Source organism: Nitrospiria bacterium (genome assembly GCA_036397255.1).
In the GTDB taxonomy this organism is placed as follows: domain Bacteria; phylum Nitrospirota; class Nitrospiria; order DASWJH01; family DASWJH01; genus DASWJH01.
The window spans coordinates 1-17,652 of record DASWJH010000011.1 but is presented as its reverse complement, the minus strand read 5'-3'; the positions used below and the strand labels follow the sequence as shown (position 1 = coordinate 17,652).

Below are 17,652 nucleotides of genomic sequence, written 5' to 3'. Positions count from 1 at the left end.
TTTTTTTAAAAATATGATTTGGGATGAACCATCTGTGAAAGAGCAACCGATTTTGGTGGTGGGTGCGGGGAGAAGCGGGGTTTCGATTTGCCGGGTATTGACCCGAATGGGGGCCAAGGTAACCCTGACGGATCATCAACCCCATCCTGTGGACCCGTTCATTTTTGAGGAATTATCTCAAAAAGGTGTGCGATTGGAATTGGGTGGCCATTCAATGGATACTTTTCTTCAGGCAAAGCGGATCATTCTGAGCCCGGGAGTTCCCCCTACACTTTCTCCTTTATTGAGGGCAAAGGAAAAAGGGATTCCCGTTTGCGGAGAAGTGGAGTTTGCCTCCTCTTTTTTGAACGGTCAATGGGTGGCAGTGACGGGAACCAACGGAAAAAGTACCACCACCTCTCTGATTGGGGAGCTTTTAAAACGTCGGTGGGGGTCGGTGTTCGTGGGAGGGAATCTCGGAAAACCGCTGTCGGAGGCTGTTTTAGAAAAAAGAATGTGGGATGCGTTGGTGGTGGAGCTCAGTAGCTTTCAGCTGGAAACCATCCAGCAATTCCATCCGTTCATCGGTGTTTTATTGAATGTGACGCCTGATCATATGGACCGGTACTCCCATTTTAAAGATTATTTTTCGGCAAAAGGGCGTCTTTTTAAAAATATGAATTCCGGTGATTGGGTGGTGGCCAATGGAGACGATCCCGTGGTGGCGGACCTGGCGGGACGGACCCCCTGTTCCGTGGCCTATTTTCATTTCGATCAGATTCCCTCCCGAGGGGTTTACTGTCAGGGAGGAGAAATATTCTCTACCCTCCATGGGGAATCCCGGAAAATTCTCAATACCAAAGATCTTCAATTGCTGGGAAAACATAATTTTCAAAACGTGATGGCCTCCATCGCAGTGGGGGAAATTTTAAATTGTCCCGAAGAAGAGATCCGTCAGGCGATGATACAGTTTCGGGGTCTTCCCCACCGGATGGAACGGGTCCGTGAAATCAATGGGATCTGTTTTATCAATGATTCAAAAGGGACCAATATGGGGGCATTGAAGATATCCCTCGAGAGTTTTTCCTCTCCAGTGATATTAATTGCCGGAGGAAAGGATAAAGGGGGAGAATTCGACTCTGTGAATCCGTTGGTAGGGGAGAAAGTTCGGGTCTGTTTCCTGATTGGGGAAGCCGCCCCCCGGATGGAGAAAGCCTGGGGGAAGCAGACCGAATGTCAGCGCGTTTCGGATTTGGGGGATGCGGTGAAGAGGGCTTGGAAAACGGCCCGGCCCGGTGATGTCATCCTTTTTTCTCCAGGGTGTTCCAGTTTTGATATGTTCCGGGATTTTGAGGAAAGAGGTCAGGTTTTTAAAGAATGGGTCTGGAAGTTGTGAGGGGAGAAAACGGGAAAAAATGAGGGTAGGGGTGGACGGGAAAGAGAGAAGTTGGGATAAGGGGTTGTTCGGAATAACCTTTGTTTTGGTGGTGGGGGGTCTCGTCATGATTTACAGCGCCAGTACCGTGATGGCGGCCAAAAAGTATGGGGACTCCTTTTTTTTCCTCAAACAGCAGCTCCTTTGGGCCATTCTGGGAATGATGGCCTTGGTGATGGCGTCATCCATTCCCTATCGGTGGTGGAGGAAAATGGTGGTTCCTCTCACGGGGATTTCCCTGGCTCTTTTGGTTTTGGTGATTCTTCCCAGCATCGGCCTTTCAGCCAATGGGGCCAGGCGTTGGCTTCCCCTTGGGCCACTGACTTTTCAGCCGTCTGAATTGGCAAAGCTGGTTCTAATCCTTTATTTGGCCCATTACCTAGTCAAACACAAAGAGAAAATAATGAGTTGGCGGGAGGGGTTGCTTTTTCCGATTTTTTTGGTGGGGCTTTTTATTTTCTTGGTTTTGTCGGAACCTGATTTGGGGGGAGCGGTGGTGATGGGAGTGGTGGCCGTTTCTCTATTATTTGTAGGCGGAGCACGGGTCCACCATTTGTTGGTCCTTGCCATTGGATTAATCCCTTTATTGTACACAGCCATTTTGACCAGCCCTTATCGGATGGAGAGATTGTCCGTCTATTTAGATCCATGGAAAGATCCCAGCAATTCCGGTTTTCAAATGGTTCAGTCGTTTTTATCCTTGGGAAGCGGGGGTCCCTTCGGGTTGGGATTAGGCGCCGGAAAGCAGAAACTGTTTTATCTGCCCGAACCCCATACCGATTTTATCTTTGCCGTCATCGGGGAGGAACTTGGATTCCTGGGCGGATTGATTTTAATTGGGTGTTTTCTTTTTTTAGTCTGGCGCGGTTTGCGGATTTCCCTCAAAGTGGGGGATCCCTTCGGAACCTACCTGGGGTTTGGAATTACATTGATGATTGCCGTACAGGCTTTGATGAATATGGGTGTGGTGACCGGCCTTCTTCCCACCAAGGGCCTTCCCCTTCCTTTGATCAGTTATGGGGGATCTTCTCTTTTAGTGACACTCACCGGGATCGGGATTTTGTTAGGGCTTTCCAAACAAGGGGGTATGTTTTCCAGGGTCCGTCCTTATGACGTGGGAAGAAAGGTGGCACGGGGCCGCCGGGCGTAAGATCGGAATGAAACGGTTTTATCCAATAGCAGTGATTTGGGGTTTAGGTTTTGAAAAGGGAATTTTTAATAGGTGAGATCCTCTTCGATGGAAGTGTTAATTGCGGGTGGGGGAACAGGAGGGCATTTGTATCCCGGCCTTGCTTTGGCAAAAGAACTGGTACACCGAAAAGAGGATTTGCAAATTACTTTTGTGGGAACCGCCCGGGGAATGGAAGCCCGGGTCCTTCCCCGGGAAGGATTTCCTTTGGCGTTGATCCGGGTGGAGGGGCTAATGGGCCGGGGAATCATCAAGGGCCTGGGCGTCATTACCCATCTTCCATTGTCCCTATGGGATTCATTTCGGATTCTCAAAAAACACCAGCCCGCATTGGTCATCGGGGTGGGTGGATATGCTTCCGGTCCGCTAATGCTGGCGGCCACGATTTTAGGGAAACGCCGATTGATTTTGGAGCAAAACGTTATTCCGGGAATGACGAACCGACTTTTAGCTCCCTGGATGCACCGGGTGGTGGTTTCGTTTAAGGAGAGCCGCATGTATTTTCCAAAAGGGAAAGTGGCCGTTTTAGGAAATCCTGTTCGACGGGAACTGTTACAGGGAGCAGAAGGGAATGCAGGGGAAAAAGGGAAAAAGACCCTTTTAATATTTGGGGGAAGCCGGGGGGCCCGAACCCTTAATCGGGGCATGGTGGAGGCTTTGGATCTCTTCAAAAAAGAAGGGAAGGATTGGGGGATCATTCATCAAACCGGTGAAGCGGATTTTTTATGGGTGAAACAGAAATATGAGGAGAAAGGAATCCGGGCACAGGTGGAGCCGTTTCTTTTTGATATGGGGGCGGCCTACGGACAGGCGGACCTGGTTGTCAGTCGGGCAGGGGCCACTACCATTGCGGAAATCACCGCCTGCGGGTTGCCCGCGATACTGGTTCCCTTTCCTTATGCCACCCATGATCACCAACGGAAAAACGCAATGGTTTTAGAGCAGGCCGGTGCCGCAGTGGTGATGGCGGATCAGCAACTCAGCGGAACGGGTTTAGGCCGGGAAATCATCCGGCTCATGGGAGATCATCCACGGTTAAAGCAGATGGGATCCATGAGCCGGTCCCTGGGGCATCCCCAGGCTCTTACCGAAATCGCGGACCTTTGTTTTTCCATGATGCAATAGGAAAGTGAGAATGTTTCGAAAGGTTCAGCACATCCATTTTGTCGGCGTCGGCGGTTCCGGAATGAGCGGTATTGCAGAAGTTTTGCTGAATTTGGGTTACCAGGTGACGGGATCCGACCTTCATGCTTCTGAGAATACACGGCGGATTGAGGAACGAGGCGGGAAGGTTTTTCTGGGGCACCACCCCCATCATTTGGAAGGGGCACAGGTGGTGGTTATTTCTTCTGCCGTCTCTCCCAAAAATGTGGAGGTCATCACCGCACGGGAGCGGTCCATTCCGGTGATTCCAAGAGCGGAGATGCTGGCGGAGTTGATGCGCCTGAAATATGGAATAGCCATTGCCGGGGCCCATGGAAAAACCACCACCACCTCCATGGTGGCCACGGTGCTGGCTCAGGGGGGATTGGACCCCACGGCCGTAATTGGTGGGAAACTCAACAGTTTTGGTGGCCACGCCAAATTGGGTCAGGGAGAGTTTTTGGTGGCGGAAGCCGATGAAAGCGATGGATCCTTTTTAAAGTTAACCCCCACCATTGCTGTGGTGACCAACATTGACCGGGAGCATCTGGATTTTTTTAAAGGGATTGACGCCATCCGCCATGCGTTTCTTCAATTTGTCAATAAGGTCCCTTTTTATGGTTTAGCGGTTCTATGCCAGGATCAGGTTCATGTTCAGGAACTGATTCCAAAGGTTGAGAAAAGAATTCTGACCTTTGGGATTACCTCCTCGGCGGATCTGGTTGCAAAAGAGATTGAATTGGAAGGATGGAAATCCACTTTTTCGGTTACCTATCAGAATCGGAATTTAGGTCGGTTTCAATTGACCCTCCCCGGGATTCACAATGTCTACAATGCACTGGCGGCCATCGGGGTAGGCTTGGAGTTGGAGCTGGACGTATCGTTCATACAAAAAGCCCTGTCCGAGTTCAGCGGTGTGGAGCGACGGTTTCAGTGTTTGGGCGAGAAGAGGGGAATCCTGATCATTGATGATTATGGCCACCATCCGACAGAGGTAAAAGCGACTTTGGATGCGGTTCGCGCCGGATGGAGCAGAAGGGTGGTGGTTCTTTTTCAGCCCCACCGTTACACACGGACCCGAGATTTGATGAAAGAATTTTCGGTTGCGTTCCATCAAGCCGACTCCTTGATCGTGACGGATATTTATCCGGCGGGGGAGGAAAGGATTGAGGGAATCCATGGAGAAGGCTTGGTGAAGCAGATCCAAGCAGAGGGACACCCCAATGTAACCTATCAACCCAAAACCGAAACCTTGGCCGAAAAGATCGGCGCGCTTTTAAAGCCGGGTGACATTCTTTTGACCTTAGGGGCCGGCGATATAGGCCGGGTGGGGAGAGAGGTATACGACATCCTTTGAGGAGATTATGATAACCAAAATGCAAAAGAAAAACGATTTGGAATTATTGACTCATGGAATGAAGGGAGAGATCCGGTTCCAGGAACCATTGAGCCGGCATACATCCCTGGGTATTGGGGGTCCGGCGGATGTAATGGTGATCCCCCATGATGAAGAAGACCTTCAACTGCTGGGTCCCCGGATTCAGGAGGAAGGGGTCCCCGTGATGGTGTTGGGGGCCGGGAGTAATCTTCTGGTAAAAGACGGAGGAATCCGCGGGGTGGTCATTAAATTGTCCCGGTTTAGGAAACTGAAAGTGTATCCGGGTGGCGTTTGGGCTGAGGCAGGGGTTCCCCTGCCAACCCTCCTCAAGCAGGGGGTGAATGAGGGTGCCGAGGGTTTTGAATTTCTTTATGGGATTCCCGGAACGGTGGGGGGTGCGGTGACCATGAATGCGGGAACTCGGGAAGGGGAAACCGGGCCGCTGGTTCGAAGGGTCCGCCTTCTGACGTTTAGGGGAGAAATTTTGGAGTTCACAGGAGAGGAATTGGAATTCGATTACCGGTCCTGCCGGCTCCCGTCGGGAATCATATTGAGTACGCTTTTCCGTTTTCAACGGGGTGATAAAAATAAGATACAACAGAGGCTGCAGACCTACCGTGAACGGCGCAATGCCACACAGCCTCTGAACCTTCCTAATGTGGGTTCAATCTTTAAAAACCCTCCGGGGAATTTTGCCGGTCGGTTGATTGAAGATCTCGGTTTAAAAGGGTACCGGATCGGAGGGGCACAGATTTCTGAAAAACATGGAAACTTTTTTGTGAATCGGGGAGGTGCCACTGCCCGGGATGTCATCGGTCTGATTAAATTCGCGGGGAGAAAAATCCAGCAGGAAAGAGGAATTGTTTTGGAGTTGGAGGTCCGACTGGTGGGCCGGGATGGGCCATGACCCCTTTAACGAATAAACGGATCGGGGTCCTCATGGGGGGGGCCTCCAGTGAACGGGAGATTTCCCTAAAGAGCGGTGGGGCCATTGAAAGGGCGCTCAAGCAAAGAGGGTATCAGGCCGTTTCCATTGATGTGGATTCCCAAGTGGACCGAACCCTTCGCAATGAGGAGATCCAAATCGCTTTTTTAGCGCTTCACGGCTCCGGCGGGGAGGATGGGTCGATTCAAGGGCTTTTGGAAACCATGAGAATTCCCTATACGGGTTCAGGGGTGTTGCCCTCAGCGGTGGGAATGAATAAAGGAACCACCAAAATGGTTTTAATGTCCTGCCACATCCGAACTCCCCAGGGGTTTTATGTCCCCCAAGGGGAGCAAACCACCTTCGGGAGCCTTCCCCCCGGTTTTCATTATCCAGTGGTGGTGAAGCCATTAGGTCAGGGTTCCACCATCGGGGTCAGCATCGTAAAGGGTCCAAGCGATATGGAGGCGGCACTGGCCTCTGCTTTTCGTTTCGGTTCTCAGGTTCTTGTGGAGCACTTTATCGAAGGCAAGGAGGTTACCGTCGGCATTTTGGGTGAGACGCCTCTTCCGGTGATCGAAATGCGAACAAAAGAAGCACTGTATCATTATGAGGCGAAATACCAATCTGGGAAAACAGAATATATATTACCGGCGCCTCTTGAAGAGTCCGAGTATCGGGAGGTTCAAAAAATTGCATTGGCGGTACACCGGGCGGTGGGGTGTGAGGGGGTTTCCCGTGTGGATTTTCGAATTGACGGGAAGGGGGTCCCCTTTGTGTTGGAAATCAATACCATTCCCGGAATGACGGAAACCAGTTTATTACCCAAAGCGGCGGCTCACGCCGGCATTGGGTATGAAACCTTGGTGGAGCAGATTTTGGAGAGTGCGTTAGAACGGGAGAAAACGTGGGAATAGAATCCTTTTTTGACCCGTTTAAAAAAAAAAGGCGGAAAAAACGCTCGGGGAATAAAAAACGACGGAGGAAAAGTTGGAAAAAAAGAAAATGGGGTGCATCTTATTTTTGGATTGTTTTTTTCTTTTTAATCGGACTTCCCCTGATCAGTCTGTTGTTGAAAAAGGGGATCAATGAACTTGAAGCGTCTCCTTGGTTTGGCCTCCAACAGGTGAAGGTAATGGGACAACAGGTGGTTCCGGAAAAGGACCTGTTGGGGCTTTTGCAGATTCCAAGGGATGTAACGCTGGGTGAGCTCAATCTGGATGAAATGAAAGAAAGGGTGCTGACCCACCCTTGGGTGCAAGATGTTTCGTTGCATAAGGGATACCCCGATCAGCTTCGGGTAGAAGTGGTGGAACGGCGTCCGACGATTGCATTAAAAGGATGGGGGAATCAATGGTTTTTGGTGGATGCCGAAGGGATTATATTGGAGAAAACCGTTTCTCCGGTTTCTCTTCTTCCCAGATTTTTACCCCGAACTTCTCAGAATTGGGCTGTGGGAGAGCAAATTCAGGACCCGGGTTTTGCCCCGGGGCTCCGGCTGGCCCGTGAATTGAAGGTGAACTATGGGTATGGGGATGAGATTAAAATCGAAATCGGTGAGGCCCAAAATATGGTGCTTCAGGTGGAGGGGTACCGGGTTCATTTTGGTGAGGACCCTTTTCAAAAAAAGTTAAAAAAGTTTTTGGATATCCGGGAAGATCTGGGTCATCGGAAAATCAAAAAAGGGGAGATTGACTTGAGGTTTTCGGATAAAGTGGTCGTGAAGCATTCCAAAAGAGGAATGTAATGGAGAGGAGGTGTAAAAGGGATTGGGCAAACAAGAGAACATAATCGTGGGTCTGGATATTGGGACCACCAAAATATGTGCGGTGGTGGGTGAAGTTGTCGATGAGACGCGGGTGGATATCATCGGAATTGGCACCAGTCCTTCACGGGGTCTCCGGAAAGGGGTGGTGGTCAATATCGAAAGTACGGTGGAATCTATTAAAAGGGCCATCGAAGAGGCCGAGTTAATGGCCGGGGTTCAAATTAATTCCGTGTATGCAGGAATTGCCGGAAGCCATATCAAAGGATTCAACAGCCGGGGAGTAATTGCGGTCAAGGATCATGAAGTCACCCAAGCGGATATTGATCGGGTATTGGATGCGGCCAAGGCCGTGGTGATTCCCTTGGACCGGGAAGTGCTCCACGTCCTTCCTCAAGAGTTTATCGTGGATGATCAAGATGGGATCATCGAGCCACTGGGAATGTCTGGTGTAAGGCTTGAAGCGGAGGTGCATATTATTACCGGTGCGGTGACCTCGGCCCAGAACATTGTGAAGTGCGTGAACCGTGCGGGTTTGGAAGTGGAAGAGATCATCATCCAGCCCCTGGCCTCCAGCGAGGCGGTTTTAACTCCGGATGAGCGGGAGTTGGGTGTGGCGATGGTGGATATCGGAGGGGGGACGACGGATATCGCAACCTTCATGCAGGGCAGTGTCTGGCACACGGCGGTGATCGGTATTGGCGGACACCATTTAACCAACGATATTGCGGTGGGTTTAAGAACCCCTGCAGCGGAGGCGGAGAAAATTAAACGCCGTTTTGGTTGCGCGATGACCGCATTGGTTCAGGATGAAGAGACCATCGAGGTTCCATCCGTTGGAGGAAGACCGCCTCGGGTTCTCTCCAGGCAATTACTCTCCGAAATCATCGAGCCCCGTGCGGAGGAGATCTTCAGTCTGGTGGGCCGTGAGATTAAAAAAACCGGCCATGGCGAAATGGTGGCTTCCGGTGTGGTGATTACCGGGGGAAGTGCCATTATGGACGGGATGGTGGAGATTGCTGAGCGGGTTTTGGACCTTCCGGTTCGTAAAGGGGTTCCGAGTCGAGTGGGGGGTCTGTTGGATGTGGTCAATAGCCCATTGTATTCCACCGGTGTTGGATTGGTGCTCTATGCCCTTAAAACACAGCAAGGGTATCTGGTTCATCGGGGGGCCAATGGTCATCGGATGGTTCAGAAAATGGTGGGACGGATGCAAGGGTGGTTTCGAATGTTTTTCTAAACCGTTGCGGGCCAGATGCCTTTTCCAAAAAAAACGAGGCCGTTTCCAAACGGTCCCAAAAACAATTTGGATTTAAAATTTATGGCATCGTTGAAAGATGATGACCCTAAACGAAAAGGAGGAGAAAAAAAAGATGGCAAACCAAGGTGAAAAAAAGGATGTCATGTTTCTCTTTGATGAGGCAAAAGAGAAAGGGGCCAAAATCAAGGTGATTGGTGTTGGCGGGAGCGGCTGCAACGCCATCAATTCAATGATTCTTTCCCGTTTAGAAGGGGTTGAGTTCATTTCCGCCAATACGGATCTTCAGGCTTTGGGGACTTCCTATGCGGAGGTGAAGATTCAATTGGGTTCCCGGTTGACCCAGGGTTTAGGAGCCGGGGCCGATCCGCAAGTCGGAAGAGAAGCCGCTCTGGAGGAAGAGGAGAAAATCCGTGAGTCTCTTACGGGGGCGGACATGGTGTTTGTGACGGCTGGAATGGGTGGAGGAACCGGAACCGGTGCCGCTCCGGTCATATCCAACATTGCCAGGGAATTGGGGGCCCTCACCGTTGCGGTCACCACCAAGCCCTTTTCTTTTGAGGGTGCCAAAAGAGGCCACCGCGCGGAGGAAGGACTTCGGGAGCTGCGAAAATATGTGGACACATTGATTGTGATCCCCAACCAACGTCTGTTGAGTGTGGTGGACGAGGAAACCCCGTTGGTGGATGCCTTTAAGGTGGTGGATGATGTTCTCAGGCAAGCAGTTCAAGGGATTTCCGATTTGATTACCATTCCGGGACTGGTCAACGTGGATTTCGCCGACGTGCGAACCGTCATGTCTCACATGGGCCGGGCGGTGATGGGGATGGGGGCATCCCGTGGAAACGATCGTGCGGTGGAAGCGGCTCAAAAAGCTATCTCCAGTCCGTTGCTTGAGGATGGTTCCATCGAGGGGGCTCGGGGTGTTCTTCTCAACATTACCGGGGGACGGACCCTTGCCCTTCATGAGGTTACCGCTGCGTCTTCCATTATTCAGGAAGCGGCCGATCCGGAGGCCAATATTATTTTTGGTTCGGTCATCGATGAATCCATGGTAGAGGAGGTGATTGTCACTGTGATTGCCACCGGTTTTGAGCGGGCCGCCATAGAAGAAGAGACCTTTAAAAAAACGGAGACGCAAAAACCCGCCTATTCCAAACCCATGGAGCGGGAGCGGCCCCAGTATATGAAACGGGTGGTCAATAGCGACTTTGACCGGGAGACCCTGGGAATCGGAGACGAGGAATGGGATGTGCCCGCGTTCCTCCGGAAACAGGCTGATTAAATGGGGTTTTGGTTTTGAAAGAAGACAAAAAGATGTTAAAGTAGGATGGTGAAACAGGATTATGTCATTCAAGCATCCAACCAGGGGCCCGTTTTATCGCTTCTTCCTCTTCAAAATAGAAACGGGCTTCAGCATTTCTTCGGCTTAAAAGGGAACGGGAGCAAACCCTCCGATCCACTGAGGGGATCCACAAAAACCGGTTCGCTGGATATGGAGGGAGACCGGGTGTTAAAGCTCCGGCAGGTTCACAGCGATCGGATCCGAATTCACCGGAAGGGGGAAGAGGTCCCTTTCGAGGATACTGAGGGTCATGATGGAGTCGTATCCGATGAAAAAGGACTTTGGCTTCATGTGTTTACTGCGGATTGTGTTCCTTTATTATTTTATGATCCCCACCGGGAGGTGGGGGGAGCCGTCCATGCGGGATGGAGAGGTTCGGTTGCAAAAATTTCGGAAAAAACCATCGGCACATTACAAAAAGAGTTCGGATGTCATCCGGAGGATCTTCTGGTGGGCATCGGCCCGTCCATCGGCCCCTGTTGTTATGAAGTAGGAGGGGAGGTGCTGGATAAGCTGGCCTCAGCATTTACCGATTGGGAATCCTGGGTCTTCAAAAAGGACCCTCAAAAAAGTTTTCTGAATTTATGGGAGATGAACCGGCGGCAATTGGTGAAGGGGGGCCTACGAGAGGATCATATCTTTACCACGGGTCTTTGCACCTATTGCCGGCCTGAGCTTTTCTTTTCTTACCGCAGAGACGGACCCGGGATGGGAAAGATGGTCAGCGGTGTGATGATACACAAAGGTTCAGGTGAGTGAGGGGCAGTCCCATTGATTTTTCAATAAGACTCCAGGCCATTCGGGAACGGATCGGGCATGCCGCTGAAAGGGCGGGTCGCCCCCCAGCGGATGTCCGGTTGTTGGGTGCCAGTAAAACGGTTTCCGTGGAAGTTCTCCGTGAATTCCGGTCTTTGGGCCTCCATCGGTTTGGAGAGAACCGTGTCCAGGAAGCCCTCCCCAAGGTAGAGGCTTTGGGTTCCGGAGTGGAATGGCATTTTATCGGCCACCTTCAGAAAAATAAGGTCAAATCGGTTGTTGGCCATTTTGAAATCATTCATTCATTGGACAGTTTAGGGTTGGCTAAAGCGATTAACCAATATTGCGAAAAAATAGGGAAAGGACAACCGGTTTTGTTGGAGGTGAATGTTTCGGGGGAATCCAGCAAAGAGGGGTTTAACTTCCAGGAGGTTGAAAAGGCAGTGAAAGCGTTAAACGATTTCCCCCGGGTTGAGGTGAGAGGGTTGATGACCGTTCCCCCTCATGCTTCCGATCCTGAATTCTCCAGGCCCTATTTCCGATTGCTGAACGGTTTGCGGAATAAGTTGGAGCAGTTGTCCGGAAGACCTTTTCCTGAGCTTTCCATGGGAATGTCCAACGATTTTGAAGTGGCCATTGAGGAAGGTGCAACCATCGTCCGGATTGGAACGGCATTATTCGGTGAACGTCCCCCGGTTCACTAAAGTTTTTCCCCTCCCTTTGTAAGGGAGGGATTGGGAGGGTAGAGAGGCCTTTCCCCTCCCGCCTTACCCCATACGCCTAACACGTTTTTAAGTGAGGGGCTTAGGGGAGGGGGCTTCATTGAAGTAGAGAACAAACAAAATGAAAAAAACAAAAGGAAAACAGATCGGCATCATCGGTTTAGGCAGCATGGGAGAAGCCCTTCTCAGAGGCATTCTTCAAACGAAATTGACCGGCCCCGGTGAAATCATAGTTTCCGATACTTCGAAAGAGAGGTTGAATATCGTTCACCGGGAATTCAAGGTGACCACCACAGTATCCAACCGGGAGGTGGTTAAATCCGCTCCGTTGATTTTACTGGCTGTCAAACCGCAGGTGGCCTCATCGGTTCTCACCGAGGTCCGCCCAGCCATGACGCAAACCAAATTATTCGTATCGGTGGTGGCGGGGCTTCCTATTTCGCGGATGGTGGCGGGTTTGGGGACCCAAGTCAAAGTGATCCGGGTCATGTCCAATGCCCCGGCGCTGATCCGAGAGGGGGCAACTGCCATGGCCCCAGGTAAGGGTGTGGATGATAAAGAATTAAAAAAGGTCCAACGCCTTTTTGAGGCCATCGGACGGGTGGTCATCGTGGATGAACGGGATATGGATGCCATCACGGGGTTGAGCGGAAGCGGGCCTGCCTATCTTTTTATGGTCATGGAGTCACTGGCCGACGGGGGGGTGAGGATGGGTTTGTCCCGGGAGGTGGCCATGTTTCTGGCGGCACAGACCACGCTGGGTGCGGCACGGATGGTTTTAGAAACCGGAGGCCATCCCGCCCTTTTAAAGGATAAGGTGAGCTCTCCCGGAGGAACCACCATGGCAGGGCTTCACGAGCTAGAGATGGGAGGAATCCGGGGCGCTTTTATTTCAGCGGTCAAAGCGGCAACGGAACGCTCCGAAGAGTTGGGGCAAACGGGGAGGAAATAAAAACAGGATGTCAGCTTTATTTGGTGCGCTCGCATTAATGGTGAATATGGCCCTTGAGATAATGGTGTGGGTTATTATTGCCAGAGCCATCATTTCCTGGGTCAGCCCGGATCCGTACAATCCGATCGTTCAAACCCTTTATCGCATTACCGAGCCCATCTTGGAACCTTTTCGACGACTGGTCCCGATGCATAGTATCGGTGTGGATTTATCACCGATATTAGCCATTATTGTCATTTATGGAGCACGTTTTTTCTTAGTGCAAGTTTTAACGAACACGGCTAATTATTTTAGATAAGGTCCTTTCAAGGTAATGTAAAAGGAGGGGTTATGAAAATTACACCCTTAGACATTGAGCAAATGAAATTTAAGGTGCGTATGAGAGGGTATGACCGGAGAGAAGTCGATGAGTTTTTGGACTCCCTGACGATGGAGTATGAAGGGGTCCTCAAGGACAATACCAACCTTCGTGAGCGGTTGGCCACACTGGAAATTCAACTATTGGATTTAAAGAAGAAAGAAGGGATTTTAACTCAGACACTCACCAAAGCGCAACAGCTGGTAGAAGAGATGAAAGAAGGAGCTCAAAAAGAGGCCTCCCTGATCATCAAGCAGGCGGAGCTGCAGGCCGAAGAATTTATGAAGGAAGTGCGGGGGGAATCGGCAAAAATGCGCAGTGAGATTTTGGATTTACATAAACAAAAATCCTTTTTTATCGAGCGGTGCCGCTCCACCATCGAATCCTTTCAAAAGGTGGTTGAGCTGGAAACCCAAGAAACCAGTTTGGAAAGAGAAAGCTCTTAAACGTTATTTAAAAATACAAATGGATAGAAAAAAGGAGGAAGACGTGCGTTATCACGTTTATATTACCCAAAAAGGAAGTCTTTATAGCGCTGAAGTTCCTGCACTGCCTGGGTGTGGTGCGGTGGGACGGTCCGAGCATGAAGCCATCAAAAATATTCGCTTTATTATTCAAGAACATCGGGTGAGGCTACAGCGGACCAGACAACCTCTGCCACTTGTGATGGAGGTTGAATTACCGGAAGAGGGTTCTAAAAAGACCGTTTCCAGCCTTCATTTGAACGGAAACAGAAGTTAGGCTATAGTTAAATAAGAGATAAAGCGTTTTTTTATCTCGTCTATTATGATAGATAGGCGATCCCAGCCTAATGAGGGGGTGGTTTGATTTTAAGAGACCGCGGGTGGAAGGCTTACCAAGAAGAATTTTTAAAAAGAAAGCGGCGATACCCTTCCGGGTGGTGGGCCAGATTAAAAAGAGAATGGAATAGGATCAGAAAATTGAACTGGGTTCCGGTGTTGAACAAGTTAAATCGGCCAATGGGTTTTTTAATTCTGATCACCAGCGGGATAGCCTTACTGGGGTGGTTCTCCTCCAATGACCTTTTCCGGGACCCTTCCCTCGGGCCGGGACACCCGGTTCCCGTGAAAGGTATCAATGATGCCCAGTGGAAAGGGATAGAGGTTGGTCCCTTATTTATCAGTGATTCCTGGGTCCGTTTTAAAAATAATTACAAACCCACTTTTCAGGATGTTCAAAATGATCAGTTCGTCACGCAGCTTCCCGAGGGAGTGGACATCACCTATTCCTTGAATGTTCCCTTGCAAAGGAAAATCGAGAAGGTGATGAAAAAATACCGTCTTCCTTATGGAATGCTGATCGCCATGGACCCGAAGACCGGTCGGATTTTGGCCATGGTGGATTATTCCCGTGTGGAACCCGATCATGAGAACCTGAATCTGCGGTCATCCTATCCCGCCGCCTCTGTTTTTAAATTGGTCACCGCCGCTGCTGGGATTGAGAAAAAAAAGGTGACCCCCGAAACACAGATTGCCTTTCATGGGGGACTTTGGAAATTGGGTCCAAGGAATTGGAAAGATAATCCCAAGCGGGACCGGGATCACATTTCCTTAAAATACGCCTTGGCTAAATCCTGCAATGTGGCCTTCGCCAAAGTGGCGCTTCGCTGGCTGGGGGAGGAAGGGCTTCAATGTTTTGCAGAATCTTTTTGGTTTAATAAACCCATTCCGTTTGAATTCCCCGTAGAGACCAGTAAGGCCCAGTTTGGACCCAGTGAGCAGAGTATTGCGCTTACCGCTGCGGGAATGGGTAAGGTGGGCCTCAGTCCATTACACGGTGCGATGATCGCCTCTGCCATTGCCAACAATGGGGTAATGATGGTTCCGAAATTGGTGGAGAAAGTCAGCTGGGACAATGGTTCTGAAATCTATCGTTTTAAAGAGGAACCCATGACCCAAATCGTTTCTCCACAGACCGCCGATCAGTTGAAAGAAATGATGGCTTATACGGTGACCAAAGGAACTTCCCGGAAGGCGTTTCACACCCGGAGGGGAACGCCCTATATTAAAGGCGTATCCATTGGTGGAAAAACCGGTTCCCTTCGAGGGAATGACCCCAAAGGTAAATATAGTTGGTTCGTTGGAATGGCTCCTTTGGATGATCCGGAGATTGCCCTTGCCGCCCTGATCGTCAATAAACCTATCTGGCATATCAAAGCCTCTCACCTCGCCAAAGAAGCATTTGACGCCTATTTCAAAATAAAAGAATCTCAAACCATCGCATTGAATAAGTAAATTTTAGGTCTGGTTCTTCCTCCAATACAATCCTTTTCCCGTCATTCCCGTGAAACCTGTCCCCGTATGCTTAAAGCGGGATTCCAGAACTCTTTTTTTTATTAAATTCCTCCCCTTTGTAAAGGGAGGTGAGGTGGGGCAGAGTTTTTTTTAAAAATTATTTAGAAGCCGTCATTCCCGCGCAAGCGGGAATCCAGGATTTTTTTCCTTTAATGGAATTCCTCAATCCTCCAACCTCCCGTCTTACCCCTCCCGCCTAACGCATTTTTAAAGGGACAGTCCTTGTTGTGTCTCAGAATGACAATGAAATAATCCAGCCCGTCATTCCCGCGTAAGCGGGAATCCAGGATTTTTTTTTTAATAGAACCCCCAAATCCCCTCCTTTTGGAAGGCCCCTTTATTCCCTCCCTTTGTAAGCAAGGGATAGGGAGGGTAGAAAATCTTTTTCTTGTTCTCCCATCCCTTTTTTTCGTTTTTTCGGTATAATAGTTCCATAAACCAACTCTGAGAGCCCACCCATGAGTGAAAAATACAATTTTGATTTCTTAATCATCGGGAGCGGCCCCGCAGGACAACGGGCGGCGGTCCAAGCCTCCAAACTGGGAAAACGCGTTGCGATTATTGAAAAGCGCCGTGCGGTGGGAGGAGTCTGCCTGGATGTGGGAACCATACCCAGCAAAATGTTCAGGGAAGCGGTTCTTTCATTAACCGGACCGGGATCGGTTTTTGAAAAAGGGAAGCTGGATCTCCAGCCAAGAGGAATTACCGCTCGCGAACTTTTGGAGCGTGTAGATGAAGTCGTCAAACGGGAAACTTCAGTTGTGGAGAATCAACTGCACCGGAATGGTATTTCGGTCATCAAAGGAGAGGCGTCTTTTAAAGACCCTCATACCCTGATCGTTGCCGATGAACGGTCCGCACGCGAGGTGTCGGCGGAAAACATTCTCATTGCGGTGGGAACCACCCCTGTTCCCGTTCCCGGGGTCGACATCGCTGAAAAAAATATTTTAACCAGTGATGACATCGCCTGCATGGAAAAATTACCTCGGACACTTGCCGTGGTCGGAGGAGGGGTCATCGGAATTGAATATGCCTCCATGTTTGCGGCTTTGGGAATTGAGGTAACTCTGGTGGATAAGAGAAACCGTCCCATGGAATTTTTAGACGCCGAGATCGTGGACGAATTGATTCATCAAATGAGAAATCGGAACGTGATTTTCCGTTTTAATGAATCGGTTGCTAAAGTATTAGTCTCCGATCAACCCTCCCGTTGTGCGGTGATTGAACTGGAATCGGGGAAGCGGATTGTGACCGACATGCTTTTATTCTCCGTTGGCCGAATGGGAGCCACCGAAAAGTTAGAACTAAAAGCCGCCGGGTTGTCCGCCGATCATCGCGGGCGTTTGAAAGTGGATTCAGAATTTCGTACGGATACACCTCATATTTTTGCCGCGGGGGATATTATCGGCTACCCTAGCCTTGCCGCCACGTCCATGGAGCAGGGAAGGTTGGCGGCCTGCTACGCTTTCAACATCAAAACCCGGCCCATGGCCGATCATTTTCCTATCGGAATTTATGCAATACCGGAAATTTCCATGGCAGGCCAAACGGAAGGGGAACTCACCGAGAAAAAGATTCCCTATGAAACGGGAATTGCCCGGTACCGGGAGATTGCTCGCGGACAGATTTTAGGAGATGATACCGGTCTATTTAAATTATTGTTTCACCGGGAAAACAAAAAACTGTTAGGGGTTCATATCATCGGAACCGGTGCAACCGAACTGGTTCATATTGGGCAAGCGGTTTTGGGCCTCGGGGCAGGCCTGGATTATTTCATGGAAACCGTTTTTAATTACCCCACCTTAGCCGAATGCTATAAAGTCGCCGCGTTAGATGCCTACAATAAATTCCAGATTTAGTTTTTCTGGCTCATCTTGTTTTTTTGGTTTGTCTAGTCTGTTCTGTTTTTTTAGGATATTTTTTCTGCCTCCAACCTATTCCCTCCAACGTTTTTTGCTTCCCTCATTTGTAAGCCCCCAAATTCCCTCCCTTTGTAAGCAACTGTCTTAAAAGTCAAGGGGAGATTATAAAATTAGTTTTCCACGGGGTTCCATGTTTCAACATAGCATTCAGAATGACCAACAATTTTCTCATACAAGCGGTAAGGGCCACGTTTTTAGCTTTTCCCGCTA

At 49.9% G+C, this 17,652-nt stretch carries 18 protein-coding genes; 17 read left to right on the top strand and 1 reads right to left on the bottom strand.

Annotation, left to right across the window (positions count from 1 at the left end):
* Positions 1-34 precede the first annotated feature (34 nt).
* The 17 genes from murD (at position 35) to sthA (ending at position 17,379) form a co-directional block, all read left to right on the top strand.
* Entirely contained in the window at positions 35-1,375 is a 1,341-nt protein-coding gene (murD, locus tag VGB26_01430; GenBank protein ID HEX9756443.1) for a UDP-N-acetylmuramoyl-L-alanine--D-glutamate ligase, read from the top strand.
* A 19-nt stretch (positions 1,376-1,394) separates the two neighbouring features.
* Positions 1,395-2,564 carry a putative lipid II flippase FtsW gene (ftsW, locus tag VGB26_01425; protein HEX9756442.1) on the top strand — a complete coding sequence of 390 codons (1,170 nt, stop codon included), beginning with the start codon at positions 1,395-1,397 and terminating at the stop codon, positions 2,562-2,564.
* A gap of 72 nt (positions 2,565-2,636) precedes the next feature.
* The gene (gene murG, locus VGB26_01420) at positions 2,637-3,728 is read left to right on the top strand and encodes an undecaprenyldiphospho-muramoylpentapeptide beta-N-acetylglucosaminyltransferase (GenBank protein ID HEX9756441.1); all 1,092 of its coding nucleotides are present in this window, start codon (positions 2,637-2,639) and stop codon (positions 3,726-3,728) included.
* Positions 3,729-3,738: 10 nt separating this feature from the next.
* The gene (murC, locus tag VGB26_01415) at positions 3,739-5,103 is read left to right on the top strand and encodes a UDP-N-acetylmuramate--L-alanine ligase (GenBank protein HEX9756440.1); all 1,365 of its coding nucleotides are present in this window, start codon (positions 3,739-3,741) and stop codon (positions 5,101-5,103) included.
* Positions 5,104-5,122: 19 nt separating this feature from the next.
* Positions 5,123-6,031: a UDP-N-acetylmuramate dehydrogenase gene (gene murB, locus VGB26_01410; protein HEX9756439.1), complete on the top strand. Its 909-nt coding sequence runs from the start codon at positions 5,123-5,125 to the stop codon at positions 6,029-6,031.
* Positions 6,028-6,966, top strand: coding sequence for a D-alanine--D-alanine ligase (locus tag VGB26_01405; protein ID HEX9756438.1), 939 nt, complete (start codon positions 6,028-6,030; stop codon positions 6,964-6,966). Before murB ends, VGB26_01405 begins: the two co-directional genes overlap by 4 nt.
* Positions 6,957-7,796: an FtsQ-type POTRA domain-containing protein gene (locus tag VGB26_01400; GenBank protein HEX9756437.1), complete on the top strand. Its 840-nt coding sequence runs from the start codon at positions 6,957-6,959 to the stop codon at positions 7,794-7,796. Before VGB26_01405 ends, VGB26_01400 begins: the two co-directional genes overlap by 10 nt.
* Before the next feature lie 22 nt (positions 7,797-7,818).
* The gene (gene ftsA / locus VGB26_01395; GenBank protein ID HEX9756436.1) at positions 7,819-9,054 is read left to right on the top strand and encodes a cell division protein FtsA; all 1,236 of its coding nucleotides are present in this window, start codon (positions 7,819-7,821) and stop codon (positions 9,052-9,054) included.
* 133 nt (positions 9,055-9,187) lie between these two features.
* The gene (ftsZ, locus tag VGB26_01390) at positions 9,188-10,357 is read left to right on the top strand and encodes a cell division protein FtsZ (protein HEX9756435.1); all 1,170 of its coding nucleotides are present in this window, start codon (positions 9,188-9,190) and stop codon (positions 10,355-10,357) included.
* A 45-nt stretch (positions 10,358-10,402) separates the two neighbouring features.
* The gene (pgeF, locus tag VGB26_01385) at positions 10,403-11,176 is read left to right on the top strand and encodes a peptidoglycan editing factor PgeF (GenBank protein ID HEX9756434.1); all 774 of its coding nucleotides are present in this window, start codon (positions 10,403-10,405) and stop codon (positions 11,174-11,176) included.
* Positions 11,173-11,877, top strand: coding sequence for a YggS family pyridoxal phosphate-dependent enzyme (locus VGB26_01380; protein HEX9756433.1), 705 nt, complete (start codon positions 11,173-11,175; stop codon positions 11,875-11,877). Before pgeF ends, VGB26_01380 begins: the two co-directional genes overlap by 4 nt.
* A 139-nt stretch (positions 11,878-12,016) precedes the next feature.
* Complete coding sequence (gene proC / locus VGB26_01375) at positions 12,017-12,847, top strand: pyrroline-5-carboxylate reductase (protein ID HEX9756432.1); 831 nt, start codon at positions 12,017-12,019, stop codon at positions 12,845-12,847.
* A gap of 7 nt (positions 12,848-12,854) precedes the next feature.
* Complete coding sequence (locus tag VGB26_01370) at positions 12,855-13,145, top strand: YggT family protein (GenBank protein ID HEX9756431.1); 291 nt, start codon at positions 12,855-12,857, stop codon at positions 13,143-13,145.
* A gap of 32 nt (positions 13,146-13,177) precedes the next feature.
* Positions 13,178-13,651 (top strand): DivIVA domain-containing protein, encoded by a 474-nt coding sequence (locus VGB26_01365; GenBank protein ID HEX9756430.1) that lies wholly within the window; start codon positions 13,178-13,180, stop codon positions 13,649-13,651.
* A 43-nt stretch (positions 13,652-13,694) separates the two neighbouring features.
* On the top strand, positions 13,695-13,946 hold the full coding sequence (locus VGB26_01360; GenBank protein ID HEX9756429.1) for a type II toxin-antitoxin system HicB family antitoxin: 252 nt from the start codon (positions 13,695-13,697) through the stop codon (positions 13,944-13,946).
* Positions 13,947-14,029: 83 nt separating this feature from the next.
* The gene (locus tag VGB26_01355) at positions 14,030-15,460 is read left to right on the top strand and encodes a penicillin-binding transpeptidase domain-containing protein (protein HEX9756428.1); all 1,431 of its coding nucleotides are present in this window, start codon (positions 14,030-14,032) and stop codon (positions 15,458-15,460) included.
* A 518-nt stretch (positions 15,461-15,978) separates the two neighbouring features.
* Positions 15,979-17,379, top strand: a complete 1,401-nt coding sequence (sthA, locus tag VGB26_01350; GenBank protein ID HEX9756427.1) for a Si-specific NAD(P)(+) transhydrogenase — start codon at positions 15,979-15,981, stop codon at positions 17,377-17,379.
* A gap of 154 nt (positions 17,380-17,533) precedes the next feature.
* On the opposite strand, the gene VGB26_01345 is transcribed toward sthA, so the two are convergent.
* Positions 17,534-17,652: IS110 family transposase (locus VGB26_01345; GenBank protein HEX9756426.1), on the bottom strand; the 119-nt coding region annotated here is incomplete at its 5' end.

Coding starts and splice junctions, on each gene's coding strand:
- VGB26_01365 (HEX9756430.1), top strand. CDS start 13,178: ATGAAAATTACACCCTTAGACATTGAGCAAATGAAATTTAAGGTGCGT.
- pgeF (HEX9756434.1), top strand. CDS start 10,403: ATGGTGAAACAGGATTATGTCATTCAAGCATCCAACCAGGGGCCCGTT.
- VGB26_01370 (HEX9756431.1), top strand. CDS start 12,855: ATGTCAGCTTTATTTGGTGCGCTCGCATTAATGGTGAATATGGCCCTT.
- ftsW (HEX9756442.1), top strand. CDS start 1,395: ATGAGGGTAGGGGTGGACGGGAAAGAGAGAAGTTGGGATAAGGGGTTG.
- murB (HEX9756439.1), top strand. CDS start 5,123: ATGCAAAAGAAAAACGATTTGGAATTATTGACTCATGGAATGAAGGGA.
- proC (HEX9756432.1), top strand. CDS start 12,017: ATGAAAAAAACAAAAGGAAAACAGATCGGCATCATCGGTTTAGGCAGC.
- murC (HEX9756440.1), top strand. CDS start 3,739: ATGTTTCGAAAGGTTCAGCACATCCATTTTGTCGGCGTCGGCGGTTCC.
- ftsZ (HEX9756435.1), top strand. CDS start 9,188: ATGGCAAACCAAGGTGAAAAAAAGGATGTCATGTTTCTCTTTGATGAG.
- VGB26_01405 (HEX9756438.1), top strand. CDS start 6,028: ATGACCCCTTTAACGAATAAACGGATCGGGGTCCTCATGGGGGGGGCC.
- sthA (HEX9756427.1), top strand. CDS start 15,979: ATGAGTGAAAAATACAATTTTGATTTCTTAATCATCGGGAGCGGCCCC.